Here is a 25542-nt window from a genome sequence, read left to right as displayed (position 1 = left end):
CTTTCGAGCCGCACCACCAAGGCCGGCGAGAACCGAAAAGCCTCACCCGACCCGCCCGGGTGTCCAGCACAACGTACTGAACACACAAGAACTTAAGGAGAACCCGATCGTGTCCAGCGACAGCGACCTCCGACAGCAGTCGTCCTCGCGGTGGGTGGTTCTGGCGATCGTCTCGGCCGCCGCGCTGATTCTGCTGATGGATATCAGCGTGCTCAATGTCGCTCTCCCCTCGCTCATCGACGACATGCAGCCCGAAGCCCTCACTCAGCTCTGGATCGTCGACATCTACGGCCTGGTCCTGGGCGGCCTGCTGGTGGTGTGCGGATCCCTCGGCGACCGCTTCGGTCGCAAACGCCTGTTCCTGATCGGCCTGGCTGTCTTCGGAATCGCGTCGGTACTGGCGGCCCTGTCGTTCCAGCCGTGGCAACTCGTCTTCGCCCGCGCGCTGTGCGGTGTAGGCGCGGCACTGACGATGCCCTCCACCTTGTCGATCATCCGATCGACCTTCACCGACGACCGCGAACGCGCGACCGCCGTCGCGATCTGGTCGGCGGCAAGCGGATTCGGCGCCGCGATCGGACCGATGGTCGGTGGCGTGCTGGTACAGGCGTTCGGCTGGCCCGCCGCATTCTGGCTCAATGTGCCCCTGGCCGTACTCACGATCGCTGCCGGATGGTGGATGCTGCCCGAACTACGCGCCGCCACAGCCGAATCCGTGGACTGGCTGGGCGCGCTGGAGTTGATCTGCGGCATCATCGTGACGACCTGGGGTATCAAACACATTGCCAGCGGAGCACTGACCGTTTCGGACGTGGTCGCTCTAGTGGCGGGCATCGCGCTGCTGATCGTCTTCGTCCAGCGTCAATTGCGTTTGGCCCAGCCACTTCTCGACATCCGGATGTTCCGTATCCGGATGTTCACCGGTTCGGCGCTCACCACCCTCGCCTCACAGCTGACCATGGGCGTGATCATGTTGCTGATGACGTTGTGGCTGCAGTACGTCCACGGCTACTCACCCGCCCAAGCGGGCCTGCGCATGGTGCCGATCGCACTGGCCTCCTTCGCAGGCTCCATGCTCGCCGCCCGGCTCGTGACACGATTCGGTACCCGCATGGTCATCACGACGAGCCTGCTGACCTGCGCGACCGCCTACCTGCTGCTCGCGGCCTGGCCGCAATCGACCACCTACGCCGTCGTCGCTGCCGCTCAGGTACTGCTGGGACTCGGCGTGGGCGTCGGGCTGACGGTCGCCTCGGCCGCTGCCTTGTCCTCCACTCCGCCCGATAAGGCCGGGCAGGCCGCAGGCGTCTCGGAAACCTGCTACGACCTCGGACAAGGCCTGGGCGTAGCGATCCTCGGCAGCCTCTACGCCGCCGTCTTCGCCCACCACATGACCGACCTGCCCGTTTCAGGCGAACAACTCGACATCGCACGAGGTTCGGTCGGCGGCGCCGTCTCCGTAGGACAACACACCGGGGGCACAACAGGCCAACAAGTGATCGACACCGCCACCACAGCCTTCGACTCGGCACTGAGCGCCACAAGCTACGTCTCGACCGCTATCGTCGCTGCAGCAGCTGCAGCCACCTGGTGGCTGCTCCGCCCCATCACCCGAGCATGACGACGCTGGTACAGCCACAAGGCCGGAGGATCGCACGTTTCCCGACCACGGGTCTTGAAAGCTGCACATGAAGTCTGAACGCTAGCCGCCGTCTCATCGGCAGGGCAATGCGTTCGGGGCGACGCCGGGGCGGCAGGTTTGAGATCAAAACTGTTCGGCCCCAGCGATCTTCAGAACCGACCGCTTGGCCGTTTCGAACCGCGCGCCTCACGGCATGAGGGTGGTAGCTGCGCAACCCGAGGTCCTGCGTTACTGCCGTGTGACCGCGCGGGCTACCTGATCAGCCCGAGCGGTCGAGCTGGCTTCAGTTCATGTGCTTGTCGAACCATTCGATCATCTGCTCGGGGTGTTCGGAGAAGTAGTTGTAGCCGTCCCAGCGTCGTGTGCTGCCTTCGATCCAGAACAGCTTCTTCTCCGCGACGGGGATCGCGTCGAAGATCGCCTGCACGTCGGAGGACTTGGTCAGCGCGTCGTCACGGACCTGCATCATGAACGTGGGGATCTGGCGGCTCTTGGCGTCCTCGATCGGTGACACCTCATCGATGGTGAAGCTCAGGTTCAGCTGCACTTCCCGGTCGACGACGTCGAACTGGTCCTCGAGCCCCATCATCTCGAGATTGCGCTCGACCATGGCGCGCAGCGAGATCGGCTGGATAGCGACCAGCGCGTGGATGTCGGCGAACAGTTCCGGGAGCCGGTTCATCGCGACGAAGGTGGCGTTGGCACCCATACAGCGGCTGAGCAGGCCCACCTTCATGGCGGCGGTGTCGGGGCGGGACTTGACGTAGCGCAGCGAGCCCGCCACGTCACGCGATTCGAACTGGCCCCAGGTGAAGATGAAGCCGTTGGCGTCACCGCTCTGGCCGTGGTTACGGGCGTCGTAGGTCAGCACGTTGTACCCGGCCTCGTGCAGGTGCTGGTATTCCCTCATGTAGTTGACCTCGATGGTGTTACCGGGGACGAACCCCCAGCGGGGCAGGTGCGAGGGGAAACCGTAGCGGTTCATCGGCATCGGGTGGTTGGCGATGATCAGCTTGTCCGAGCCCGGAGCGGGGATCCACCACGCCTCGAGCGGGGTACCGTCCGCGGACGGGAAAGAGATGTCCTCATATGCCATCCCGTATTCATCGGGCCTGTGAAGAATCGGTGCACGGACCGGGCTGCTCAAACCCTTGGCCAGTTGCACGAGCTGCTGCGAGATATCGGCCATGACAGTTTCCTTTCCCAATTTCGGGCACGGGGTGAGACCATCCGACATTTCCAATCGAGAATCGAGCGCTCAACCAGAAAGTAGGCGGGAATGTGTCCGGGAAGAAGGCACTGGTGAGAAGTGTACTGGCAGGGCACCCCTGCACCGGATCGAGCGCCTTAGCCTGGACACTGTGGACAATGCCGCCGAGATCCGCGAATTCCTGACCTCCCGCCGCGCCGCCATCACCCCCCGACAGGCAGGACTGCCCACCCACGGCACCCGCCGGGTACCAGGACTGCGCCGCGCTGAGGTCGCCCAGCTCGCCGGGATCAGCGTCGAGTACTACGCGAAACTCGAACGCGGCAACCTGGCCGGAGCCTCAGGCCAGGTCCTCGACGCCCTCGCGCGGGCGCTGAGGCTGGGCGAGGACGACCGCGCCCACCTCGACGACCTCGCCCGCGCCGCCGGTCCAGCACCTCGCCGCCGACGCCGCCCGCCCGCCGCCACGGTGCGGCCCAACGTGCACCGGCTGCTGGACTCCATGACCTGCCCAGCGCTGATCGTAAACGGCTGCGGTGACGTCCTGGCCGCCAACGCACTCGGTCGCGCCTTGTACGCCCCCATGTTCGAAGCAGCCAGGGGTGCCGCTCCTAACCACAGCCGATTCCTGTTCCTCGATCCCCGCTCCCACCAGTTCTGGGGTGATTGGGATGGTGCCGCCGACGCTGTCGTCGCCCTGCTGCACGCCCAAGCCGGCCGCGACCCCTACAACAAGGACCTCACCGACCTCATCGGCGAATTGTCCACCCGCAGTGACGAATTCCGTATCCGCTGGGCTCGCCATGACGTGCTGCGCCACCACCAGGGCACCAAACCCATCCACCACCCCCTCGTCGGCACCCTCCACCTCACCTACGAATCCCTCGACCTGCCCACCGACGACCTCATCCTCACCGTCTACAACACCGAACCAGGCAGCGACTCCGAAGACTCCCTCCGCCTGCTCGCCAGCTGGGCCACCGAGCACACCCCCTCCACCAAACACGCGCCTCGAGCTTGACCCGCCAATCGTCCAGACCGCCATCAACCGATATGCCGCACGAGCGGCCACATCACGGCCGTAGAGATCGCACCGACCATCCTCAACTCGGCAGAGCAGGATGTTCGGCTGACCTCGGACCGACACCGCCACTTGATCTTCCGCGCGCCGCGGTGGCCGGTTCGATCAGCGCGCCTCGCCGCTGGTAGCGGATACTCGCGGGCAACCAGCCTCCGACGCTCAGCCATAGCGTATTCGACCACCATCTGAGGGCCGACGTGGAATCACTCGCTCTTCGGTGCGGGTTCAGGCTGTCATCGCAACACTGTCATTCGCATCGATCAGTGGCTTTCGGGGTTGGCGAGCCGGTCTGCGCCGGACGCGTACTCGGCGCGAAACTCGGTACTGACGAGCACAGGTCCGACAGCGTTCTCCCGCAGGTCTGCACGGTGCCGTCGGGGCGGACGAGCACGGCGTCGGCGCGCCCGCCGCGGAGCCAGCGGTGCAGCGCGGTGCCCGGCATGGCACGCAGCACCACACCGCCGCGCTGTTCGACGGTCGTCGCCTCCACCGGTGATGAGGCGGATGTCGTGATTACTGCGTAGCGCCCGGCGATGAGGTCGTCGACCCGACGCCCGTCGGGCAGCCGGTCGTTGGGGACCAGCCGTCCGGCCAGACCTCGCCGCAGCGGCGGCGCGGCCACCAGTGCGGAGCGGTGCAGTGGCGGGGACTCTCCGCTGAGGATCGTCTCGGTCAGCCCAGGCAGCCGGTGCAGTCGCGGAGCGAGCAGGCCGCGCAGCCGATTGCCCAGTTCGCCGCCCTCCGTCATGGTCAGGCCCATGAGCTTGGCCAGCCGGATCATCATGTGCGCGTGCGGTTTCCGCTCGGCTTCATAGGTGCCGAGCACCGATTCCGGCAGCTCGCCGCGCAGCACCCCGGCCAGCTTCCAGCTGAGGTTGGCGGCATCGCGTATGCCCGCGCCCATGCCCTGTCCGATGAACGGCGGGGTGAGGTGGGCGGCGTCGCCGAGCAGGAACACCCGCCCGGCGCGCCAGCGGTCGGCCAGCTGCGCGCGAAAGGTGTACTCCGCCACCCGGACCAGTTCCAAGCGCTCGCGGTCGGCGTCGGCGAGCCACGGGGTCAGCAGCGTCCACAGGCGGTCGAGATCACGGTGGTCGTCGGCGGATTCGGCGGGCCGCAAACGGAATTCCCACCGGTGACGGGTCGTGCCGATACGCATGTACGTCGCGGCTCGGCGCGGGTCGCACACCTGATGCACGCCGCCCCAGTGCCCGGGATCGATCGTGGTGGCGAGATCGACGACCAGCCAGCGCTGCTCGAATCGCAGGTCCCGCATGCGCGCGCCGATCGTGTTACGCACCAGGCTGTTCGCGCCGTCGCAACCCAGCACGTAGCGGGCGCGCACCGACTCGGCCGCGCCAGTCGCACAATCTTCGAAATCCACTCGGACACAGTCTTTCTCGACTACGAGCCCGGCGACTTCCACCCCGCCGCGCAGCGAGACAGCCGGATACAGCGCCAGATTGGCGCGCAACAGCGCCTCCAGCTCCGGCTGGTCGAACAGGTTGGCTTCGGGGAATCCATTGCGGCCCCCGGCCGGATCGCGGTCGAATTGCGCCAGCACCCGATGCCGCGGATCCACTAGTCGCAGCCCCAGGGCGGGCCGGGTGATCGCATCGAATCCCGCACCGATGCCGAGGCGTTCGACTATCCGCCGGATCTCGCCGTCGAGATGGACGGCACGCGGCTGCGGGTAGACGCCCTCCCACCGCTCGAGGACCAGCGATTCGATGCCGTACTGGGCGAGCAACGTGGCCGCGGTGAGCCCGGACGGACCCGCGCCGACGATCACCACCGGAATCGGGGCGACGTTCATGAGGGCTCACCCACCACCGTGGCGACATAGGCCGCGGCGGACACGGCGGTAAGGGCGGCGGGCGCGAGATCGGCTGCGCCGTCGCCGTTTCGGAGATGGCTGACGACCGCACCGGCCATCAACAGCACCAGTCCGGTCCCCGCCGCCCGGCCCAGCGCGGGGCGGCGAAGTCCGAGCAGCATCCCACCGGCCGCGACGAGCTCGACCGCGCCGATGCCGCGGTAGGCGGTAGTGGAGTACCCGAGATGCGCCGCGCGTTCGCGCATCGGCGCGACCGCCGCGACCTTGGCCGCCCCCAGCGTCAGGAATTCGGCCGCCAGCACCCCCGTGAGCACCTTCGACACGGTTTTCATTGCCGCACCTCGATTTTCGAGTCGATCGCATAGCGGCCCAGGATCGCTTCGACCCCGTCGCGGTCGGCATCGGAGTCGAGTGTGACGGTGGCGGCGATCGTGCCGTCCTCGACAGCGGCGCTGACACCGGCGACGCCGGGGACGGTGGCCAGTGCGTCGAGGAGTTCGCGGCGGGTGGCGTCCGCCCGCAGCCCCGGCTTGTACGGTTTGCCGACATCGGTCACGGGCAGCGCGTCGAGGATGGTGACTGTCCTGGGCGCGGCGGCGCGCTCGTGCACCCGTTCGGCGGCCCACGCCACCAGTTCGTCCTCGGTCATCTCGGACTCCGGAGCGAGCGTGACATAGGCGACCGGGATCTCACCGGCGTGCACATCCGGTCGCCCGACCGCACCGGCTGCGGTGACCTGCGGGTGACTCAGCAGCGCGTCCTCGATACCGGCTGGATCGATATTATGGCCGCCGCGAATGATGAGATCCTTTGCGCGACCGTGCAGATGGATGAATCCCTCAGCGTCGATATGTGCCAGGTCGCCGGTGCTCAGCCAACCGTCGACCACGGTGCCCAGTCCATCGAGGCGGTGACCGTGTTCGTCGCGGCCGGTCACGTATCCGGCGAAAATCGTTGGGCCGCTGATGACGAGGACCCCGGTCTCCCCCGCGGGCAATGTCTCCCACACCCCGTCTTCAGCCGTACGGACGACCGCGACCCGCTGATAGGGCATGCGCTGCCCGACCGCACCGGGCCGGGGTGCATCCGGGAAGCTGCGCGCGGAGGCGCACGTCGCCTCGGTGAGGCCGTAGCCCTCGACCAGCGTGACCCCGGTGTGCAGCTGGAAGTTGTCTCGGACCGCGAGCGGCAGCGGGGACGCACCGACCATCGCGTAGCGCAGGCTGGTGATGTCGGCGTTGATGGGGCATTGGGCCAGCACCGCGTACACCGTCGGCACCGCGCTCATGGCGGCGATCCGGTAGTGCGCCACGATATTCCAGAATTCCGCGTAGAGCGTGAAGTCCCGGTACCCCAGCGGTCCGGCCCACACCACCGGCTGACCGCGGAACAGCGGGCCGAGCAGGGTGACGACCAGCGCGTTGACGTGGAACAGCGGCAGCGCCGCGAAGATCACCGATTCGTCATCGAGCAGCGAGTTGGCGGCGATCATCCACGCATTGGATACCTCACCGGAATGGCGGTGCGCCGCCAGCTTCGGCACACCCGTCGTGCCGCCGGTGTGGAACAGCGCTGCCAGATCCGATGCCGTCGGCGGCTCTCCGTGAAAACTGCTCGAATCCTCTTCGGCGGCAAGGGTATCGAGGTAGCCGATCCGGACACCGTCGATGCCGGGCAGGGTCGGCGGCGGCTCCGGGGCCGCCGTCGGACGCAATACCAGCAGGGCATCCAACAGGCCGCGTGCCGCGAGTTCGCTTGCGGCGGTCCAGGTGTCGGGCTCGAGTTCCGGACCGGCGGCGATCAGGACCCGAGCGCCCGAGCGGCGCAGCAGCTCCGCGACGTGATCGTGTGACAGGCCGCCATTGATCGGCGCGGCGATGCCCGCCAGCTGCGCGGCGAGGGTGGCCGGGATCAGCTCCGCGCAGTTGGGTGCGATCAGCGCGACCGCGTCGGTGCGGCGCACGCCCAGCTCGTGCAGCAGGTTCGCGTACCTGTGCACGTCGGCCAGCAACTCGGAGTAGTTGCGCCGCAACGGCTCTCGCCAGTGCGCGGCGTCCGGCAGCACGGTGATCGCGGTGCGCTCCGGACACCGCGCCGCCGCGCGGACGAGCAGGGCATAGGTCGATTCGGGCAAGCCGCGCGCCTCGAGCGGCACCGCTTCGATGGCGGCCAGGTCCTCCGGAGAGGTGTACCGGGGCCAGAGCAGCTCCTCGGTCGCGGTCCCGACAGCCGTGTTGTCGGTCATCGGGCGTACCTCACGACCGTGCGCTGGCGGCCCAGGTCGAGGGCTCCGTCGTCGGTGCCGATCGCGGCCTCGACCACGTCGCCGTCCTTCAGATACTTCGGATTCTTGGCCTGGCCCTGGAAGAACAGCTTCCACTTGACCTTCGGCGGCAGCAGCGAGGCGATGATCTCCACCGGCTTGGGCGGGGCACTGAGCGCGGTGCCGATCGGGGTTCCGGTGAGCAGCAGATCCCCGGCGTCCATGCGCTGGAAGCGGGTCAGCGCGCGCAGCGTCTCGACCGGCCGGTAGATCATGTCCGCGACCGTCATGTCCTGGCGCAGCTGGCCGTTGACCCACAGCCGCAACCGCAGATCCTCGAACCGCTTCAGCTCATCGGCGTCGAGCAGCACCAGCGCCGGGCCGACAGGGGTGAAGGTCGGGTACGACTTCGCCTCGTAGAACTGGGTTTTCGGCAGCTGCACATCGCGCGCCGAGACGTCGTTGGTGACCACCAGGCCCGCGACGTAGTCCGCGAGGTTCTCCGCCGAGACCTCGGAGCCGACCGGCATTTCACGGCCGAACACGAGGCCGATCTCCACCTCGTAGTCGAGCAGCTGCACATGCGCGGGCCGGATGACGTCATCGTGGGGTCCGCTGATCGACCCGGACGCCTTGCGGAAGAACGTGAGCGGCACCGTCTCGGGGTCCATTCCCGAGTCCTTCACATGGGAGGCGAAGTTCGTCATCTGCGCCACCACCCGGCACGGTGCGGTCACCGGCGAGATCAGCGAAAGACTGTCCACCGCCACGGTTTCCGCGCCGGATGCCGCGGCGGTGATCGCCTCACGATCGGCGAGCAGTTCCCGCGTGGTCGCCGCGGTGGTGTCGATGCGGACGGCACCGGCGGGGGTCCGCACCCACCAGGCGTCGGCGGTGCGGAGGATGGATGTGCTCATGAATTGGCCACTTTCAACAGGCCGCGCAGGCGGCGGATATCGAATTCGTTGTCCTCACGCAGCGCGTCGACGATCGAGCGCAGCTCGCGCAGCGATTCGGCGCCGGGCTTGATGCCGAGGAAGTCCTTGGTCACGGGTGGACCCCACTGCGCCAGACCGGAAGCGCTCATCGGCGCCCAGCCCGGCTCGAGGGTGCAATCGAACATGTCTCCGTCACTGAAGTGTTCGACCATGAACCCGTCGGGATCGCGCCAGTAGTCGAAGATCTGGCTGCCCTGGATATGGCGGCCGATCCCCCACGATCGGCGATAACCCTGCTCACGCAGGTACTCTCCACCCGCCGCGAGCGCGTCCAGGTCGGCGACCTGATAAGCCGAGTGAACGTACCGGTTCGACGGCCCGAGCGTCAGCGCGAGCGTGTGGTGGTCGGTCAGCACCGAATCCCGGTCGCAGCGAATGAAACTCATGACCGGACCGCGCTCTCGCTGGCCCGGGTAGAAGAGGAAATCGCTGACGATCAGACCCAGATTGCGCAGATACCAGTCGAGGGTCTCGCGGTATCGCGTCGACTGGATCACCACGTGTCCGAGCCGGTGCACGCGGGCCGGTGCACGCAGCGGTCGCTGCGTCGCATTCACCCGCGCCACCTCGTGCCCGAAGTTGATGACATGGGGCTGCTGCGTCGGCAAGGCTTCCAGTTCGTGGGTCTCAGCGACCACTCGCACCCGCAGTCGGCTCGGATCGGCCAGGTCGACGGTCAGTCCGCCCAGCGACTCCGGCAGCGGCACCGCTCGCGTACCGGTGGCGTCGGCCAGTCGCAGCAGATCGGCGGAATCGGCGGCACGAAAGGCCGGACCGACGAAGCGCGACCGGCCGCCACGCCGAATGAGGACGCAGGGCGCGCCCGGATCGGTCCCGCGCAGCTGCAACTCCTCGGCCGTGCGCGCGGCGGTCGCGAATCCGAAGGCGTGGGCGAAAGCCTCCGCCCTGTCCAGGTCGGGCTTCTCGAACTCCAGCCACGCCAGGTCCAGCACCTTGATCACGGGATTGCTCGCGCGGCCCGGATGCTCACCCGCGTGCGCGCCCTGCTCGCTGTGCAGACCGCTGTGTACGTCGTGATGGCCGCTCATCGACCACTCCCTTCCAAGTACTGACGATATCGTCACTTACGAGAGTGACGTCAGTCAAGACTCTCTGACGATTCCGTCAATATTGAGTCGAGCGGCTACGATGATGAGCCGGACAGCAGGAGAGGTGTATCGATGACCGCGAGCAACGGGTCGGGACCCAACCGCCTGGAACGCCGCAAGGCCCGCACGCGCGCCGCGCTGGTCGGCGCGGCGCAAGCAATGCTGGCCGACGGCAAGATCACCGTGCCGATCCTCGAGATCACCCAGGCCGCCGACGTCGGCATGGGCTCGTTCTACAACCACTTCCAGAGCCGCGAGGAACTGTTCCAGGCCGCCGTCGAGGAGGCACTCGACCGCCACGGCGCTCTACTCGATCTGCTGTGCGAGGACGTCGATGATCCGGCTCAGGTCTTCGCGCAGAGCTTCCGCCTCACCGGCCGCCTGCACCGTCGGCACCCCACCCTGAGCAAGGTCCTGCTCAATGACGGCCTCCGCCTGGCGAACTCGGACCGCGGGCTCGCACCCCGCGCACGCCGCGACATCGAGGCCGCGGCCGAAGCTGGACGCTTCACCATCGAAGACCCAGAACTGTCGATGACCATCGTCGCCGGTGCCGCCCTGTGCCTCGGACGGCTACTGCACGACCACCCCGAACGCGACGACGCCGAAGCCGCCGACCAGGTAGCCGAAGACCTACTGCGCATGTTCGGCCTCGCGCCCGACGAAGCCCACGAGATCTGCCGACGCCCACTGCCGCCACTGGACCTGCCGCGCGGCGGCTCGACTCCATAGATTCAGAGGTCGCAGCACCAGCGTGCTTGCCGCCACGAGGAACTGGATTGCGAGGTCGGCGTCGACCGATCAACCCGACTCGGCCTGCCCATTCCCACCTGGACCGCCGCCATGCTCAGCAGAGCCGGATCGACCGCGGCGGTGACCCCACCGTTTCCAGCCGGACCCGCACACGGTGGGCGGGTAAGACCGCGAACGTCGCCGTGGCCGAAAGCCACAGCGCCAGTATGGCTCCCAGCACGCGCGGGGTGAGGTCCGCGGCCAATCATGCCGAAGTCGTTGTCAGGGTCAAGGATTCGTCGTCCCGTTCTTCGAGCGAGACCCCAATCTCTGGTCGCGCGCACGGTGTCGCGCCATCATCCCGATCGTGAGAATTTTGTCGGGTGATCGTGAAGTTCGGCTACAAACCTCCCGACGACCGCACCCGGGAACGGTAAAGATCGGCGTGAATGTATTCGTCGCCGGGTTAACGCATATGCGTTAATTTCGGGGTATGGCGGCGAAAGCGCAGATCCTGGCTGCGGCGGAACGGCTGTTCGCGGAGTTCGGCATCGAGTCGGTGTCGTTGCGGCAGATCGCGGTGGCCGCGGGGCAGCGCAATACCTCGGCGGTCGCGTATCACTACGGCAGCAAGGAGGCGCTGGTCGAGGCGGTCTACGTGTGGCGGATGACCACCGTGAACGCGCAACGGCTGGCGCGGTTGAGCGAGCTCGGACCGGACGCCGAGGTCGGCGAGCTGGTGCGGGCCCTGGTCGAGCCGTTGGCCGCGACCCTGCACGATCCGGATCGCGGCGATGAGCCCAGCTGGTATCTGCGCTTCATCGCCGAAACCCTGTGGCGCCCACAGTTCGATCCGGTCGTCAACACCCTGCGCCTGCCCGAGGCCGAGAGCGTCCGGCTCGTCGTCGGCGGCCTGCGCGGTGCGCTCGACGAGCTCGCCCCCGAGATCTTCGACGAGCGCATGCGGCTGGTCTCCATGCTCGTCGTCACCGCACTCGCCGACCGCGAACGCCGTCTCCAGGAACCGAACCCGCCGGAACATCTCGGCGATCTCGGCCTCGATGTGCTCGCCGACGCGGCCACCGCCATCCTCACCGCCCCCTGGCCCACCCGAATCACAAGTCAACCAACAGAACAAGGATCACGATGACCGCCTCCTACGCCACCCTCGGCGAACTGCTGACCGGCCGCTCCCTGGCCGCCGGACCGCGCACCCTGCACCGGCTGCCCGGCGGCGCCGACAGCGCGCCCTACGAACTCTTCACTCTCACACCGCAAACCAATCTGATCGGCGCGGAGATCTCGGGCATCGACCTGCGCGAGCCGGTCGGCCCGGAACTGTTCGCCGAGCTCGACCGCGCGCTGCTGGAGTGGAAGGTGCTGTTCTTCCGCGACCAGCACCTCACCGGGGCGCAGCACCGCGACTTCGCGCGGCTGTGGGGCGAACTCGAGGTGCACCCGTTCCTGCCGCAGGGCGACGTCCCCGAAATCGTCCGCTTCGCCAAGGACGCCGACAATCCCGGCGTCGAGAATGCCTGGCACACCGACGTCACCTGGCGCGAGCGCCCCGCACTCGGCTCGGTGCTGCGCGCCATCGAGGTGCCCGCGGCTGGTGGCGACACCCTGTTCGCGGACATGGCCGCCGCCTACGACAATCTGCCCGACGACATCAAGGCCCGCATCGACGGCCTGGACGCGGTGCACGACTTCACGCTGCCGTTCGGCCGCTTCCTCGACGCCGACGAACTCGCCCGCCGCCAGGCCGAATTCCCGCCGGTCGCCCACCCCGTCGTGCGCACCCACCCGCGCACCGGCCGCAAGACCCTGTTCGTCAACGCCGTCTTCACCACCCACATCGCCGGTCTGGACACCGACGAAAGCGAAGACCTGCTGCGACAGCTGTTCCTACACGCCCGCACCCCGGAATACCAGGTCCGATTCCATTGGGCCGCAGGTTCGATCGCCTTCTGGGACAACCGCGCCACCCAGCACTACGCGGTCAACGACTACTTCCCGCAGCGCCGCGTGATGGAGCGCGCCGCCATCCTCGGCGACCGACCCCACCGGTGATTCGGGGCCGCCGACCGGCTTCGCGTCACGCTCGCAAGCGGGCGTGCGCGAGCTGGTCGACGGCACCGATCATGCGGTCGATCTCCGCGCAGGTGTTGTAGAAGGCGAACGACGGCCGCACGGTCGCCTCCACCCCGAAACGCCGCAGAATCGGCTGCGCGCAGTGGTGGCCCGCCCGAACGGCGATGCCCTTCTCGTTCAACGCCTTTCCGACCTCGAGGGGTTCGTAACCGGCCAGCGTGAAGGACAGAACGCTCGCCTTGTCCGCCGCGGTGCCGATCAGCCGGACGCCCGGGACGGCCGCCAGGCGCGGCGTCGCGTAGGCGAGCAGTTCGTGCTCGTAACGGGCGATATTGTCGATGCCGAGGGTCTCGACGTACTCGATGGCCGCGCCCAGCCCGACGGCATCGGCGATATTGCCCGTCCCCGCCTCGAAACGGCCCGGCGGCGGCTGGAACAACGACCGTTCCACCGTCACGTCGCTGATCATGTTGCCGCCGCCCTGCCACGGCGGAAGATCCCGCAGCACTTCGGATTTGCCGTACACCGCGCCGATGCCGGTGGGGCCGAAGAGCTTGTGGCCGGAGAAGACGAAGAAATCGGCGTCCAGCGCGCGCACGTCGATCCTGGTGTGCGGGACCGACTGCGCGCCGTCGACGAGGGTGACCGCGCCCGCGCGCCGCGCCTGCGCGACGACCTCGCGAATGGGAGTGATGGTGCCGAGTGCGTTCGAAACATGGGTGACGGAAACGAGTTTCGTGCGATCGGACAGCAGGCGCGTGTACTCGTCCATGCGGAGCTGCCCGGTCTCATCGACCGGTATCACCTTCAGCGCCGCGCCGGTCTCGGCGGCCAGCAGCTGCCACGGCACGATGTTCGCGTGATGCTCCAGGTGCGAGATCAGGATCTCGTCCCCGGCGCGAATGTGCCTGCGCCCCCAGGTCTGTGCGATCAGGTTGATGCCCTCGGTGGCCCCGCGCACGAAGATGATCTCCTCGGCCGACCCGGCCCCGAGGAACCGCGCCACCGCCTCTCGTGCGTGCTCGTAGGCATCGGTCGAGCGGGCCGCGAGTTCGTGTGCGGCACGGTGGATATTGGAGTTCTCGTGCTCGTAGAAGTGGCTGATACGGTCGATGACCGCCCGCGGCTTCTGTGTCGTCGCGGCATTGTCGAACCACACCAGCGGATGCCCGTTCACCCGTTCGCGCAGGATGGGGAAATCAGTGCGGACGGCGTGAACGTCGAAGGGCGGGTGTCGATCCGGCGCGGGCTGTCCCGGACCGTCACCGAGGAAATAGAACTGCGAGGCCGCCGGTGCCGCTGGGGCTTGCGGTCGTTCGAGGAAGTAGAAGCTCGGTGCGCCGGGCGCGGCGGTCGGTGCGCTGAAACGCGAAGGGGCCAGCGGCACGTCTAGTGACGGCAGTGGTGGCAGCAACGGATCACTGTGCACCCTTGCGGGTGTCGGCCGGGACTCCCATCCGGGCACCGTGGGGGTCGCTGTGGGACCGCCGGGCGGCACGGATCCCTGCGGAACCCCGCTCGACGCCGACGTCGGCGCAGCCACGGGTGCGGTCGGCAGGCCCGGTTCGGCGACGCCGACCGTGCCGAGCGTCGGCGTCGCCGTGGGCAGCGCCGAGAAGAATTCCCCGGCAAGGCGATTCAGCGTCGCCTCGTCGGGCAGCAGCCCGCTCCACTCGGCGCCGGTGGCTACCACCGGCTCCGGCGGGGTCGGCAGGTCAGCGGTAGGTCGGTGCGTAGTCATGGAACTTGTTCACCTCGGCGCCCTCGAGCAGTCCCACGGCATCGTCGGTCAGGATCGCCAGGGAGCAGTACAGCGACACCAGATACGAGGCAATGGCACTGCGGTCGATTCCCATGAACTTCACCGACAGTCCGGGACTCTGTTCACCGGCCAGGCCCGGCTGATACAGCCCGACCACACCCTGGCGTGCCTCACCGGTCCGGATCAGCAGGAATTTGGTCTTGCCGCCGGTCACCGGAACCTTGTCGGAGGGAATGATGGGAATGCCGCGCCAGGTGAGGAACTGGGAGCCGAAAAGGCTGACCGTCGGCGGCGGCACACCGCGCCGCGTGCACTCCCGGCCGAAGGCCGCGATGCCCTGGGGATGGGTGAGGAAGAATCCGGGCTCCTTCCACACCTTGGCGATCAGATTGTCCAGATCATCGGGCGTGGGCGGTCCCGCGATGGTCGAAATCCGCTGCTTCTTGGGCGTATTCGCGATCAGCCCGTAGTCGGGGCTGTTGATCAGCTCGCCTTCCTGATGCTCCTTGATCGCTTCGATGGTCAGGCGCAGCTGCTGGGCGATCTGATCGTGCGGACTGGAGTACAGGTCCGAGACCCGAGTGTGCACATCGAGAATCGTGTGCACGGCCTTGAGCCGGTATTCGCGCGGTTCCTTCTCATAGTCGATGAAGGTCTCAGGCAGCGGTGACTCGTCGTAGTTGTCGCACTTGATGTCGACGGTCTGCTCGTGGGTCACCCGGTTGCGCCGGTAGATGCCGGCCTCCACCGGCAGCCAGTTCAGCAGATGAACCAGCCACCGCGGAGTGATCGACTCCATCTGCGGAACGGTCTTGGTGGCATTGGCCAGCGTCCTCGCGGCCTCGTCACCCAACGCCACCGGTTGCGGTACAGAGCTCGTCATGAAAACCGCCTTCAATTAGGCAAATTGGCCGTTACCGGCTGCACGGATACTAACTCCGCGAATGTCCGGTGTCCTGGCGAGCACGCGCACGGGCGTGTCTTGGAAGTTCGCCCGGTGTTCACCCTTTCAGCTAACTGTGAGATATCGGCAATTCCTTGGAAACACGCTCGGAACTCACAGTCCGGGTCAGCGCTTTGTCCCACTCACCCGCACCAGCGGCGGCGGACCACCCCGGCCCGGGAACCAGCGGTAGATCGAGGCCGCCCCCGCCAGCGACAGCGCCCCCAGCGCGAGACCGGCGCCGCCCAGCATGGTCGCGCCGCCGATCACGCCGACCGCGATCGGTCCGGTGAACATTCCGATGTCGTGGGTCAGCCGCCACGCTCCGAGGAATTCGACGCGCTGGGACGCGGGCGCGATATCGGTGCCGACGGTCATGATGAGGCCGTTGCTCAGCCCGTTGGCGAAACCGAGCAGCACCGCGACGAGACACAGGCCGGTCGTGGTGGACGTGAGCGGCAATGTCGCGTAGCCGATCGCGAACAACACCAGCGACGGGGTGCCGGTGGCGCGCCGACCGTATCGGTCCAGCCAGAGGCCGGATGGATAGGACATGAGGACGTCGACCGCACCGGCGATGCCGAAGATCAGGCCGATGGTCGGTGCGCTCATCCCGATGTGCGCCGCCCACAGCGGCACCAGGGCGGTGCGGGCGGCTCGGGCCGCGCCGGTAGTGAGTGCGCCGAGGCCGAGAGTGCCCAGCGCACGGCGATTTTCGGTCACCACCGTCCAGAGGCCATGCCGGACCGCGTCCGGTTCCTCGATATCGCGCACCGACATCATCAACACACCGCCGACCACCATCGCCGCGAATTGCAGCCACAGCACGCCGGTCACATCCATCAGATGGGCCGCACCCGCGCCCGCGAACGGCCCGGCGAAGGTGCCGAATCGCTGCGATCCGGCGAGCGCCGACAGCGCCCGGCCGCGGTCGTCCGGCGGTACGACCGCCACCAGGTAGGTCTGCCGGGCCAGTCCCCACAGGGCCGCGGCGGCGCCGGTACACAGCATTCCGGCGGCCAGCACGCCGAGATTCGGTGCGAAGATCGCCATCAGGACGCCGAGCGCGCCGCACACCGAACTCGCGGCGATGGCCTGCCTTTCGCCGATCCTGGCGATGAGCTGTCCCGCCGGTAGATCCGCGAGGATCATGCCGAGGCCGGACAATGCCACGATGAGGCCCGCCGGTCCCGCTGTCGCGCCGAGCTCGAGGGCGCGCAGCGGATACATCGGCGCCGCGGCTCCGGCTCCCAACCCGAACACCGCGGTCGGTACGAACACCTGCCAGGCCAGGCTGCGCAGCCGCACCGGTTGCGCACTGGTACAGACGGATTCGGCGATGCCCTCGCTCACCGCGTCGGGCCGAACACGGGTGGACGCGGTGCGCGGTCAATGGGCATACCGGGATTGAAGCAACCGCCGCCGCGGGCGGACACCGTTTACCTTGGGCTGATTCCAACCTGGCCCGACAGCGGGTCCGCGACTCCGCGGCGCACGGTGTCGAGCATGGATGCGCGACGCACCTTGCCGGCGTCGTCGCGCAGAACCGCGGTGGTGTAGTCGAAGCTGCGGGGAACCTTGTAGCGCGCCAGCCTCGCTCCGGTGAAGACGCGCAGTTCGTCGTCGGTCAATGCGGCGGTGGTCTCCACGATGGCGTGCACGCGCTGGCCGAGATCCGGATCCGGGATACCCAGCACGACGACGCCGCGCACGGCGGGATGCTCACTCAGGGCGGCTTCCACCTCGGCGGGGTAGACGTTCGCGCCGCCGGTGATGATGAGGTCGGCGCGGCGGTCCTCGAGATAGAGATAGCCGTCCGCATCCAGCCGCCCGAGATCGCCGACCGCTTCCCAGCCGTCCACGAGGCGAGCCTCCGCACCCACGTAATGGTATGTGGGCGTGTCTTTCTCGGGGCGGACGAGGATCTCACCGATCTCACCGGGCGGGAGGTCGGTGCCGTCGGGCCCGGCCACGCGGACCCGACCGAAGAGCGGTCGTCCCACCGATCCGGGTCGGCGCAGCCAATCGGTGCCGTCGATGTGAGTCATCATCGTGCCCTCGGTGGTGGCGTACATCTCGTGCACCGCCGCCGCGCCCACCAGATCGATCCACGCCCGCTTGATCCAGTCCGGGCACGGTGCGGCGCCATGCCAGACCGACCGCAACGAGGTGATGTCGTATTCCGCAGGTGCACGCTGCATTTCACGCGCGATCCGGCTCATCATGGTGGGCACCAGGCTGATCCAGGTCACCCGATGGGCGGCAATGGCCCGCAATGCGGCGGTCGTCTCGAATTTGGGCAGCACCACCAGATGCTGTCCGGCCAGCAGGCCGTAGACCGAGAAGTTGAACGGCGCATTGTGATACAGCGGTCCGCACACCAGCTGGGTGTCGCCCTCGCGCTGGTCCAGGATCGTGGCGGTGCGGGTGACGTCGAGTTCGCCCGGTTGTGCCGAGACGATCAGCTTCGGCCGTCCGGTGCTGCCGCCCGAGGTGGGGGCTTTCCAGGACGGTGCGACGACGTCCGGGTCGAGTGGAGCATTCGAGGACTTGGCGGGCTCGAATCCGGCGGGAACCCACCGCCGCTCCGGATCTCGCGGCCGCACTCCGACGACGAGACTCGGTTGCGCCAGCTCCAGCACGGCCTCTCGCTCGGGCTCGGGCAGCAGCGGCGAAATCGGTTGCGGCACAGCGCCCAGCTTCCACAGCGCGAACAGCGCGATGTAGAACTCGGTGCGATTGGGGAGCGCAATGGTGACCAGATCTCCCGCTCGCACACCGAGATCCCGGTAGCCGCGGGCGAGGCGATCGGCCGCCGCGTCCAGCTCGGCGCGGGTCCGGGTGCCCTGTGCGTCGGTGATCGCGGGCGCTTCGGGTGCTCGGGCGGCCAGTTCGGTCAGCAGCCGCCCGAGCGGAATCGGCTCAGCCATGCAGAAACCTGTCCACGAAGGCCGGTTCGACCACGAGCCCGTGCACCTGCATATTGTGGCTGTGGGCCAGTTGATGCAGCGCGAAGGCCGTGCGAATCGCCTCGGGGCGACCCGACGCGTCCTGGGCGGCGTTCACCGACTGCTTGGCCAGCTTCAGGGCGAACGGCGGCTGCTGGGCGATGCGGGCCGCCAGTTCCAGTGTGGCCGTGGTGAGTTCGGCGCGCGGCACCACCTTGTTCACCATGCCGATGCGTTCGGCCTCGACGGCGCTCAACGATTGCGAGGTGAACAGCAGCTCCTTGGCCTTGCGGACGCCGAATTCATAAGGGTGATTGAAGAATTCGACGGCGTTCACGCCCATCGACACCACATTGTCGATGAACTCGGCGTCCTCGGCGGCGACGATCAGATCGCACGGCCACGCCAGCATGAGCCCGCCCGAGATCACCTTCCCGTGCACCTCGGCGATGGTCGGCTTGGGGATATTGCGCCAGCGCTCGCTGAATCCGAGATAGATCTCCTCCTCGCGCGCCATCACCCCGGCCGCACCCGGCGCTTCGAGGTCGCCGATGGGCGCGACGGTATCGAAACGGGTTGTCGCCGCGAGCGGTTCGGGCTCACGCATATCGTGTCCGGCGGAGAAGTGCGGGCCGTTGGCGGCCAGCACGATGACCACGATGTCGTCATCGTGGGCGGCGCGGTCGAAGGCGTCGTTGAGTGCGTAGAGCAGTGCCGTGTCCTGGGCATTGCGCCGCTCCGGCCGGTTCAGGACGATCCGGGCCACCTTCGGGATCGGAACCTCGTAGAGGACGGGGTCGGTGGTGACGGTCATCGCTTGCCCTCCCAGAGGATTCGCTCGTGGCCCGCGGGATCGGCGACCACGGTGACGGTGTCGGAAATGAGTGCGGTGGCCCGCTCGGTCGTGTCGTAGGGCGTCCAGCCCGGGTCGCCGTGGATGATGAACTCGACCCAGGCGCGATGGACGGTGTCGGCCACGGATTGCGGCGGGTTCGGACCCAGCCGCGCCGCCAGCCCGGGATCGGTGATGGTGTCGAAGACGAACGGGATGTCCACGCCATGGCCGGAACCGATGGTGGGAGAAGCCCAGTCGAAGCGGTAGAGCCAGGTGCCGCCGGGCTCGCGGGTCTCGGCGACCCGGATCGACGGGATCCGGAAATACCAGTCGGAGATGACGGCCGAGAGCAGTTCGCCGGGTGTGGCCTCGGGACGATCGAGCCGGTAGGCGCCGAGTGCCTCCGACGCGGGCAGGCCGTAGCCCTCGACGGCCGCCGCCAGGGTGGCCTCGTCGATGAAATCCAGTGCGCCGGAGGCGACCAGAATGGCGCGGGCCTCATCGGCGGTGGTTCCGATCAATAGCTTGACCCCCGCGCTACTGCCCGCGGCGAGCGCTTCCAGGGTCGGTTGCGGCAGGACCGTCCCGTCCACGGTCGGTACGTACGGCTGCTGCGACAGCGCGAGCGCGCCCCACTTCGCCGGGTCGGGTGCGGTCTGGATTTCGGTGATGACCGTGCGGCAGGTCTCGGCGAGCAGTTGCGGGTCCACCGTCGCAAACGCTTCGCGCTCCGGCGCGATGCCGAGTAGGCGGGCCAGCTCACGTGTCACCGTCAGCGACTGTTCGGGCAGCAGATAGTGGTGTGCGCCGCCGCTCTGCGAAATCGCCTGCTGGAACAGACCTTCCGCGTCGGGCGCGGCCAGCAGCGTGTTCACGCTCCACGCGCCCGCGGACTGCCCGGCGACCGTCACCCGGCTCGGGTCGCCACCGAAGGCGGCGATATTGTCGCGCACCCAGCGCAGGGCCGCGATCTGGTCCAGGATGCCGACATCGGCGATGCCGTCCCCGGTGTAGAGGAAACCCTCCGCGGCCAGCCGGTAGTTGATCACGACGGTGACGACGCCGTCACGGGCGAAGGCCGAACCCTCGTATTCCGGAAGCGAATTCGAGCCATTGGTGAACGCGCCGCCGTGGATCCACACCAGGACGGGCAGGCCGTCCGCGTCAACCCTGGTGTGCACGTTCAGGTTCAGGCACTCCTCGCCCGGGATGCGCACCTCGGGATAGAACGGCACATATCCGGCCACATAGTCGGCCTTGGGCACGGTCGGCCCGAACCGTCCGGCATCGCGGATACCGCTCCAGGGCGGGGCGGGTCGCGGTGGGCGCATGCGGTTCTCGCCGAATGGCGGTGCGGCATAGGGGATGCCCCGGAAGGTGAGCAGGTCGCCGTGCTGGACGCCCCGCACTGTGCCCTGCTGCACGGTCACCGTATCCGACACTGTGCTTCCCATTGCGGCCTCCTCGCCTGCGGGACACCCGAAACCGGTGGTGCAACATCTGCACATCGACTTTCAGGGATGAAACATTCTGATGAGATGTTTCACAGGCTAGAGAAGATGCAACATTCCGGCAAGGTGTTACATGAAGAAAAGAAGCGAACGATATGCTGCATCAGTGGCTCCGACACCGCTGCAACGACAGCTCGCCGAGGACTCCGATCCGCGCCGCCCCACCGCGCTCGACGCCTTCGCCCTGGCCCGCGCCGATTTCCTGGCCGGGGACCGGATCGATCTCGGGTCGATCGCGCAGCGCCTCGGCGTCAGCCGCGTCACCCTCTACCGCTGGGTCGGCACCCGCGAGCAGTTGATCGTCGAAGTGGTCTGGTGGCTCACCGAACGCACCCTCGACACAGGCTGGAAGGATCTCGAATCCCTGCCCGGCCCAAGGGTTCCCGCCCTCCTCGGCCACCTGCTGCACGCCATCTGGGACCAGCCGGGCTCGCGCCGCTCCATCGAACGCGACAACGCGATGTACATGACCCTGCTCACCGTCGCCTCCCACGGCTTCCAGCCCCGCATGCTCGCCTACGTCCGCGACAAGCTCGCCGCCGACATCGAAACCGGCCGCATCCACCCCGCTCTCACTCTCGACGACCTCGCCTACACCGTCCTGCGCGTCGCCGAGTCCTTCCACTACATGCCCACCCTCACCGGCGAACCCGCCGACCCCGACCGCGCCGTCCGAGTCCTCGACGCCCTGCTCGGCAACCCCGCCCAACCCTCCCCCGCCACCACGAAACCCGAATCGACAGCGCAACGACCGTCGAAGGAGTAACCGACGGCGAACCATGGACCGGGATGCTCAGCCAGCCGGCGATCAGGTCATCGAGCACACCGCGAAGGCGAATACCTCCGGTCGACCGCCGCATTCACGTCGGCAGGCTGGGCTCGGCCCGCTTCGACTGTCCAGACCCGGGCTGCGGCGTCGCGGGTCAGCTTCTCGAGCAGGATTTTTCGTGGAATCACCTGGCCGGCAAAGTGGTCCAGGGACGGCACCACGACGTGATGTGCATCGGCACGTTTGAGCTCTTCGGTCAACTCGACCAACGCCGTGCCGTCACCCGCGTTGGACTCGTGAAACGTCGCGGCGAAGCAGAATCCTCGCGTCAGCGCGAGAGCACGTAACTGCGCCTCGAGTTCCGCTCCGTGGCCGTCGGCGAGGTCATCGCGCAGATACCCGTACATCAACGCTTCCACCCGAACCTCCATCGATGGGGATCGCTGTTCCGGCAAGACTCCCGCAGGTACAAGTACCGACCTCGAACCCGACTGTCAACCAGTGACACGCAGATTAATCAAGTATGCCTAGAAGAAAATCTCCACTGAAGAACCGAGACAATCGAGTTCCGGGCCGCTTCTGGGCGGTATCCGGCCATACTTGTTCGGTGACGGACACAGGCAGTGGTAGCAATGTCGGCGATCTACCCTCCGGAGAGCTGCGCGCGGTCGAGAAGATCGTCGGTGCGGGGGATCCGGTACCGGTCGGGTCGTTCCGTTTCTGGTTCGACGAGCAGCGCTGGGAATGGTCCGACGAGCTGGCGCGCTTGCACGGCTACGAGCCCGGACTGGTGGAACCCACCACGGAACTACTGCTGTCACACAAGCACCCCGACGATCGCGACCGGGTGGAGGCCGAGTTGGTGACCTCGGTACGTGACCATGCGCCGTTCTCGAGCCTGCATCGCATCATCGATGCCGCCGGTATCGAACGTCAGGTGGTGGTGGTGTCCGAACCGATCATCGACGATGACGCGATCGTGGTCGGCACCAGCGGCTACTACCTCGACCTCACCGACACCATGCCCGATGTCGAGCCCGAACGCATCGGTGAGGCATTGACCGACATCGTGGCGAATAGGGCGGTGATCGAGCAGGCCAAAGGAATCCTGATGATGGTCTACGGGTTGTCGGCCGATCAGGCCTTCGGTGTGTTGCGGTGGCGTTCGCAGGAAACCAACACCAAACTGCGCGACCTTTCCGCCGCCCTGGTCACCGCCGTCAAACCCCTCACTCCCATGGACGCCCGCGTCCGTACCGCCTTCGACCATCTCCTGCTCACCGTTCACCGGCAGCGACCACCGCAGTAATGCCCGGACGCCCCGGTCTCGCAGCCGCGGATCGAGCGCGGCGTGCGAAGGGGTTGCTGCGCGGCGGGTGTGCCGCTGTCTCGTCGTGGATGGAAGGGGCCGGGTGAGCCCGCAAGCCGGATGCTGAACAGGCCCACCCGTCGACGGAAGTTGTCTTGAAATGTGATGCCGGGCAGGTTCAGGCGTTGATGGCCTGGCGGTCGCGTTCGGTGCGGGTGATCTCGATCTTGCGGGGCTTGGCCTTCTCCGCGATCGGTACGCTCAACCGCAGCACGCCGTCTCTGTAGTCGGCGCGGATCGCCTCGGTATCGAGGTTCTCCCCCAAAAACAGCTGTCGGGAGAATATGCCGCGGGTGCGTTCCGCGGCGATCATCGACCGCCCCGGGTCCAGTTCCGGGCGCGAAGCCTTCACTGTGACCACATTGCGTTCGACATCCAGGTCCAGCGAGTCCGGGTCGATACCCGGCAGGTCGAACTCCACGAAGAACTCGTCCCCGTCACGCCAGGCGTCCATCGGCATCACGGCCGGGCGGGCCGGTGTGCCGAAGACCTGCTGCGTCAAGCGATCCAGGTCACGGAAGGGATCGGTACGCATCAGCATGGTCGCCACCTCCAACTCACTCCATTCTCGATCGAAGGAACCAGATAACCTGTGCCATCTGGCACAGATATTTTTTAGCACTCGATGCAGTCGAGTGCAAGTAGATTCAAGAGATAATCCTCGGGAAGGCGAGCATGAGTGACGATCAGGACATTGGAGTCATATCCAGTTGCCGCACAACACCTCTCGAGGATTCTGAAACGACGAGAGGCCCCGGCGCTGGTGCGCCGGGGCCTCGGATCTACGTACACGAAACGAACGAACTGTTCATCGGCCCCCGAAGGCCGATGACCCACACCGCACCCCAGGAGTCCCGGGTCGCGGAACAGGTTGTCGACTACTCAGTGGCCACCACCTCCATCTGCACGGGTCCTGCCTGCGAAGGCCCTTGGCCTGCTACCCCACCCGAACCGGCACTGACCGGCACGTTGCGGACCGGAGAAAGCAGTCATCACGCGACCGAAAAATTCTTCAGTGGAAGCTATAGACACTCGCGGCTGTGTTGTGTAATTTCACTGTCGTTGAAGTGAGAGATCGAGTGGCTGGGCAGGGGAACTGCCTGGTATGCGGTACACACCTGGTCCCCTCCGGCGAAGACGAGAATCCGGCTGACCCCCCGCCGCCGGAGCCGCCGCCGGAGGGAGACCGGGCACACACGACACAGACCCTAGGCAGAGCAGTACTTGGACACGTACGGAGGTGGTGGTCACTGAGTAGTCCCGACCCTGTTTCGAGAACCGAGAAATCTCGGACGCGGTGCACATCATCAGACCCTGTCGGTCGGTGTACAGCGTGACTCTTCCGAATTCGTAGATCTCAGGCCCCGGCGCATCCCGCGCCGGGGCCTCCCGTCGTTGAAAAACCCGAGAGGTGTTGTGCAGCAATCAGAAACCAACTCCACCAGCGCGAGCGGCGGAGCGGACAAATTCGATGACGAGGACTACCCCGCCTACAGCATGGGTCGCGCGGCGGAAATCCTCGGCGTCACCCAGGCATTCCTGCGCACCCTCGACGCCGCGCGGCTGCTGACCCCGCAACGCTCGGCAGGCGGGCACCGCCGCTACTCGCGGTATCAACTGCGCATCGCCATGCGCGTGCGTGAACTGATCGACGCCGGCAACTCGCTGGACGGGGCCTGCCGGATCGTGATCCTCGAAGACCAACTGGCCGAAGCCCAAGCCCTCAACACCACTCTGCAAGACGCCCTCGACGAGCACGAATCTCGCGACCCGCAGAGCTGACCGGGCACGGCGAGATCGGCTTTCCGGCAAGGGCGTTGATGGCCCTCGACCTTGCGGGGCTCGGTGAGCCGGGCTCCGCCGCGCAGCGCTGCTCGATGGTCCGCAGCGCTGCTGAAGGTTTCCAACAGGTCCAGGGATCCGGTCGTGAGGAGGATGGGCGCGCGGAGCCCCTGGAAGTGACCGTTGATAGGGGAGACAGTCGGCGCGGATGTCGGCTCGGCGCCGACGTAGAGCGAGGCCGCTCGATCGAGCATTCCCTGCCAGCGAACGATCGGGTCGCGGCCCTCGTTGACCATGCGGCTGGACTCACTCGAAGCCGGTGGCGTCAGGTCGGACCAGCTCGTGGCGCAATCCTCCAGAGGGAACCTTGCCCTGGCGCTTCTGAACAGGATCGCGTCCGACCTTCCAGATGACGGTGGCGGCCTCGCGCACCCGGCTGGTGTCGTGCTCTTCTCGCCTGACGGGGGATCCTGACCAGGTCGAGGTGAGGGCACGCCACACTGCTGTCACCTGGTCCAGGCCGACGGGATACCGCTGCTCCGGGATGAGGTCGTGGAGACTGCGGGGAGCCCAGTGCCCGCAGCCAGGGCGAGCACGAGGGGATCGACCGGGCCGCCCATGAGGAACGCGCCTCCATGGATGTAGACGATGAAGGGTCGG

22 protein-coding genes are annotated in these 25542 nt (G+C 67.2%); 8 read left to right on the top strand and 14 right to left on the bottom strand.

What is annotated here, in order from left to right; translation table 11 throughout:
• Window positions 1-109 precede the first annotated feature (109 nt).
• On the top strand, window positions 110-1621 hold the full coding sequence (locus tag ACYVN4_RS35340; RefSeq protein ID WP_460726695.1) for an MFS transporter: 1512 nt from the start codon (window positions 110-112) through the stop codon (window positions 1619-1621).
• 304 nt (window positions 1622-1925) lie between these two features.
• Here ACYVN4_RS35340 and ACYVN4_RS35335 read toward each other — a convergent pair whose 3' ends face one another.
• Window positions 1926-2831, bottom strand: a complete 906-nt coding sequence (locus tag ACYVN4_RS35335) for an alpha/beta hydrolase family protein (protein ID WP_460726693.1) — start codon at window positions 2829-2831, stop codon at window positions 1926-1928.
• Window positions 2832-2994: 163 nt separating this feature from the next.
• Between ACYVN4_RS35335 and ACYVN4_RS35330 the strand changes: the two genes are divergently transcribed.
• Window positions 2995-3873 carry a helix-turn-helix transcriptional regulator gene (locus ACYVN4_RS35330; protein ID WP_460726864.1) on the top strand — a complete coding sequence of 293 codons (879 nt, stop codon included), beginning with the start codon at window positions 2995-2997 and terminating at the stop codon, window positions 3871-3873.
• A gap of 307 nt (window positions 3874-4180) precedes the next feature.
• On the opposite strand, the gene mhpA is transcribed toward ACYVN4_RS35330, so the two are convergent.
• The 5 genes from mhpA to ACYVN4_RS35305 are packed head-to-tail and all read right to left on the bottom strand — an operon-like array spanning window position 4181 to window position 10080.
• Complete coding sequence (gene mhpA, locus ACYVN4_RS35325) at window positions 4181-5749, bottom strand: bifunctional 3-(3-hydroxy-phenyl)propionate/3-hydroxycinnamic acid hydroxylase MhpA (protein WP_460726691.1); 1569 nt, start codon at window positions 5747-5749, stop codon at window positions 4181-4183.
• A complete protein-coding gene (locus ACYVN4_RS35320; RefSeq protein ID WP_460726689.1) occupies window positions 5746-6102 on the bottom strand; it encodes a DoxX family protein in 357 nt (118 codons plus the stop codon). Before ACYVN4_RS35320 ends, mhpA begins: the two co-directional genes overlap by 4 nt.
• Window positions 6099-8015, bottom strand: coding sequence for an acyl-CoA synthetase (locus ACYVN4_RS35315; RefSeq protein ID WP_460726687.1), 1917 nt, complete (start codon window positions 8013-8015; stop codon window positions 6099-6101). Before ACYVN4_RS35315 ends, ACYVN4_RS35320 begins: the two co-directional genes overlap by 4 nt.
• Entirely contained in the window at window positions 8012-8950 is a 939-nt protein-coding gene (locus ACYVN4_RS35310; protein ID WP_460726685.1) for a fumarylacetoacetate hydrolase family protein, read from the bottom strand. The genes ACYVN4_RS35315 and ACYVN4_RS35310 overlap by 4 nt, the downstream gene beginning before the upstream one ends.
• Complete coding sequence (locus ACYVN4_RS35305) at window positions 8947-10080, bottom strand: VOC family protein (RefSeq protein WP_460726683.1); 1134 nt, start codon at window positions 10078-10080, stop codon at window positions 8947-8949. The genes ACYVN4_RS35310 and ACYVN4_RS35305 overlap by 4 nt, the downstream gene beginning before the upstream one ends.
• A 132-nt stretch (window positions 10081-10212) precedes the next feature.
• Between ACYVN4_RS35305 and ACYVN4_RS35300 the strand changes: the two genes are divergently transcribed.
• The 3 genes from ACYVN4_RS35300 (at window position 10213) to ACYVN4_RS35290 (ending at window position 12942) form a co-directional block, all read left to right on the top strand.
• Window positions 10213-10872 carry a TetR/AcrR family transcriptional regulator gene (locus ACYVN4_RS35300; RefSeq protein WP_460726681.1) on the top strand — a complete coding sequence of 220 codons (660 nt, stop codon included), beginning with the start codon at window positions 10213-10215 and terminating at the stop codon, window positions 10870-10872.
• 493 nt (window positions 10873-11365) lie between these two features.
• Window positions 11366-12022: a TetR/AcrR family transcriptional regulator gene (locus tag ACYVN4_RS35295; protein ID WP_460726679.1), complete on the top strand. Its 657-nt coding sequence runs from the start codon at window positions 11366-11368 to the stop codon at window positions 12020-12022.
• Window positions 12019-12942 (top strand): TauD/TfdA dioxygenase family protein, encoded by a 924-nt coding sequence (locus ACYVN4_RS35290; RefSeq protein ID WP_460726677.1) that lies wholly within the window; start codon window positions 12019-12021, stop codon window positions 12940-12942. Before ACYVN4_RS35295 ends, ACYVN4_RS35290 begins: the two co-directional genes overlap by 4 nt.
• Before the next feature lie 25 nt (window positions 12943-12967).
• Here the strand turns inward: ACYVN4_RS35290 and ACYVN4_RS35285 are convergent, their stop codons facing one another.
• The 6 genes from ACYVN4_RS35285 to ACYVN4_RS35260 all read right to left on the bottom strand — a co-directional run bounded on the left by ACYVN4_RS35285 (window position 12968) and on the right by ACYVN4_RS35260 (window position 20905).
• A complete protein-coding gene (locus ACYVN4_RS35285; protein WP_460726675.1) occupies window positions 12968-14704 on the bottom strand; it encodes a family 2A encapsulin nanocompartment cargo protein cysteine desulfurase in 1737 nt (578 codons plus the stop codon).
• Window positions 14679-15608, bottom strand: coding sequence for a family 2A encapsulin nanocompartment shell protein (locus tag ACYVN4_RS35280; RefSeq protein WP_460726673.1), 930 nt, complete (start codon window positions 15606-15608; stop codon window positions 14679-14681). The genes ACYVN4_RS35285 and ACYVN4_RS35280 overlap by 26 nt, the downstream gene beginning before the upstream one ends.
• A gap of 186 nt (window positions 15609-15794) precedes the next feature.
• Entirely contained in the window at window positions 15795-17021 is a 1227-nt protein-coding gene (locus tag ACYVN4_RS35275; protein WP_460726671.1) for an MFS transporter, read from the bottom strand.
• Between the two features lie 86 nt (window positions 17022-17107).
• Window positions 17108-18598, bottom strand: coding sequence for an AMP-binding protein (locus tag ACYVN4_RS35270; RefSeq protein ID WP_460726669.1), 1491 nt, complete (start codon window positions 18596-18598; stop codon window positions 17108-17110).
• On the bottom strand, window positions 18591-19430 hold the full coding sequence (locus ACYVN4_RS35265) for an enoyl-CoA hydratase (protein WP_460726667.1): 840 nt from the start codon (window positions 19428-19430) through the stop codon (window positions 18591-18593). Before ACYVN4_RS35265 ends, ACYVN4_RS35270 begins: the two co-directional genes overlap by 8 nt.
• Window positions 19427-20905, bottom strand: coding sequence for a carboxylesterase/lipase family protein (locus tag ACYVN4_RS35260; protein WP_460726665.1), 1479 nt, complete (start codon window positions 20903-20905; stop codon window positions 19427-19429). The genes ACYVN4_RS35265 and ACYVN4_RS35260 overlap by 4 nt, the downstream gene beginning before the upstream one ends.
• A 163-nt stretch (window positions 20906-21068) precedes the next feature.
• Between ACYVN4_RS35260 and ACYVN4_RS35255 the strand changes: the two genes are divergently transcribed.
• Entirely contained in the window at window positions 21069-21728 is a 660-nt protein-coding gene (locus tag ACYVN4_RS35255; protein ID WP_460726663.1) for a QsdR family transcriptional regulator, read from the top strand.
• Between the two features lie 47 nt (window positions 21729-21775).
• Here the strand turns inward: ACYVN4_RS35255 and ACYVN4_RS35250 are convergent, their stop codons facing one another.
• Window positions 21776-22150 (bottom strand): hypothetical protein, encoded by a 375-nt coding sequence (locus ACYVN4_RS35250; protein WP_460726661.1) that lies wholly within the window; start codon window positions 22148-22150, stop codon window positions 21776-21778.
• A gap of 188 nt (window positions 22151-22338) precedes the next feature.
• Here ACYVN4_RS35250 and ACYVN4_RS35245 point away from each other — a divergent pair, with 188 nt between their 5' ends.
• Window positions 22339-23040: a PAS and ANTAR domain-containing protein gene (locus tag ACYVN4_RS35245; protein WP_460726659.1), complete on the top strand. Its 702-nt coding sequence runs from the start codon at window positions 22339-22341 to the stop codon at window positions 23038-23040.
• Between the two features lie 178 nt (window positions 23041-23218).
• Here ACYVN4_RS35245 and ACYVN4_RS35240 read toward each other — a convergent pair whose 3' ends face one another.
• Complete coding sequence (locus ACYVN4_RS35240; protein WP_460726658.1) at window positions 23219-23656, bottom strand: Hsp20/alpha crystallin family protein; 438 nt, start codon at window positions 23654-23656, stop codon at window positions 23219-23221.
• 860 nt (window positions 23657-24516) lie between these two features.
• On the opposite strand from ACYVN4_RS35240, the gene ACYVN4_RS35235 reads away from it, so the two are divergent.
• Window positions 24517-24882 (top strand): MerR family transcriptional regulator, encoded by a 366-nt coding sequence (locus tag ACYVN4_RS35235; protein WP_460726656.1) that lies wholly within the window; start codon window positions 24517-24519, stop codon window positions 24880-24882.
• Window positions 24883-25542 lie beyond the last annotated feature (660 nt).

It is taken from the genome of Nocardia heshunensis (assembly GCF_054782115.1).
Note: the sequence above shows the minus strand (reverse complement) of the source record. Positions and strands in the feature narration are given on the sequence as shown.

Excerpts from the sequence above, each read along its gene's own strand:
- ACYVN4_RS35295 (WP_460726679.1), top strand. The coding sequence starts at position 11,366 with ATGGCGGCGAAAGCGCAGATCCTGGCTGCGGCGGAACGGCTGTTCGCG.
- ACYVN4_RS35300 (WP_460726681.1), top strand. The coding sequence starts at position 10,213 with ATGACCGCGAGCAACGGGTCGGGACCCAACCGCCTGGAACGCCGCAAG.
- ACYVN4_RS35315 (WP_460726687.1), bottom strand. The coding sequence starts at position 8,015 with ATGACCGACAACACGGCTGTCGGGACCGCGACCGAGGAGCTGCTCTGG.
- ACYVN4_RS35280 (WP_460726673.1), bottom strand. The coding sequence starts at position 15,608 with ATGACGAGCTCTGTACCGCAACCGGTGGCGTTGGGTGACGAGGCCGCG.
- ACYVN4_RS35260 (WP_460726665.1), bottom strand. The coding sequence starts at position 20,905 with ATGGGAAGCACAGTGTCGGATACGGTGACCGTGCAGCAGGGCACAGTG.
- ACYVN4_RS35270 (WP_460726669.1), bottom strand. The coding sequence starts at position 18,598 with ATGGCTGAGCCGATTCCGCTCGGGCGGCTGCTGACCGAACTGGCCGCC.
- ACYVN4_RS35305 (WP_460726683.1), bottom strand. The coding sequence starts at position 10,080 with ATGAGCGGCCATCACGACGTACACAGCGGTCTGCACAGCGAGCAGGGC.
- ACYVN4_RS35335 (WP_460726693.1), bottom strand. The coding sequence starts at position 2,831 with ATGGCCGATATCTCGCAGCAGCTCGTGCAACTGGCCAAGGGTTTGAGC.
- ACYVN4_RS35265 (WP_460726667.1), bottom strand. The coding sequence starts at position 19,430 with ATGACCGTCACCACCGACCCCGTCCTCTACGAGGTTCCGATCCCGAAG.
- ACYVN4_RS35285 (WP_460726675.1), bottom strand. The coding sequence starts at position 14,704 with ATGACTACGCACCGACCTACCGCTGACCTGCCGACCCCGCCGGAGCCG.
- mhpA (WP_460726691.1), bottom strand. The coding sequence starts at position 5,749 with ATGAACGTCGCCCCGATTCCGGTGGTGATCGTCGGCGCGGGTCCGTCC.
- ACYVN4_RS35310 (WP_460726685.1), bottom strand. The coding sequence starts at position 8,950 with ATGAGCACATCCATCCTCCGCACCGCCGACGCCTGGTGGGTGCGGACC.
- ACYVN4_RS35290 (WP_460726677.1), top strand. The coding sequence starts at position 12,019 with ATGACCGCCTCCTACGCCACCCTCGGCGAACTGCTGACCGGCCGCTCC.
- ACYVN4_RS35320 (WP_460726689.1), bottom strand. The coding sequence starts at position 6,102 with ATGAAAACCGTGTCGAAGGTGCTCACGGGGGTGCTGGCGGCCGAATTC.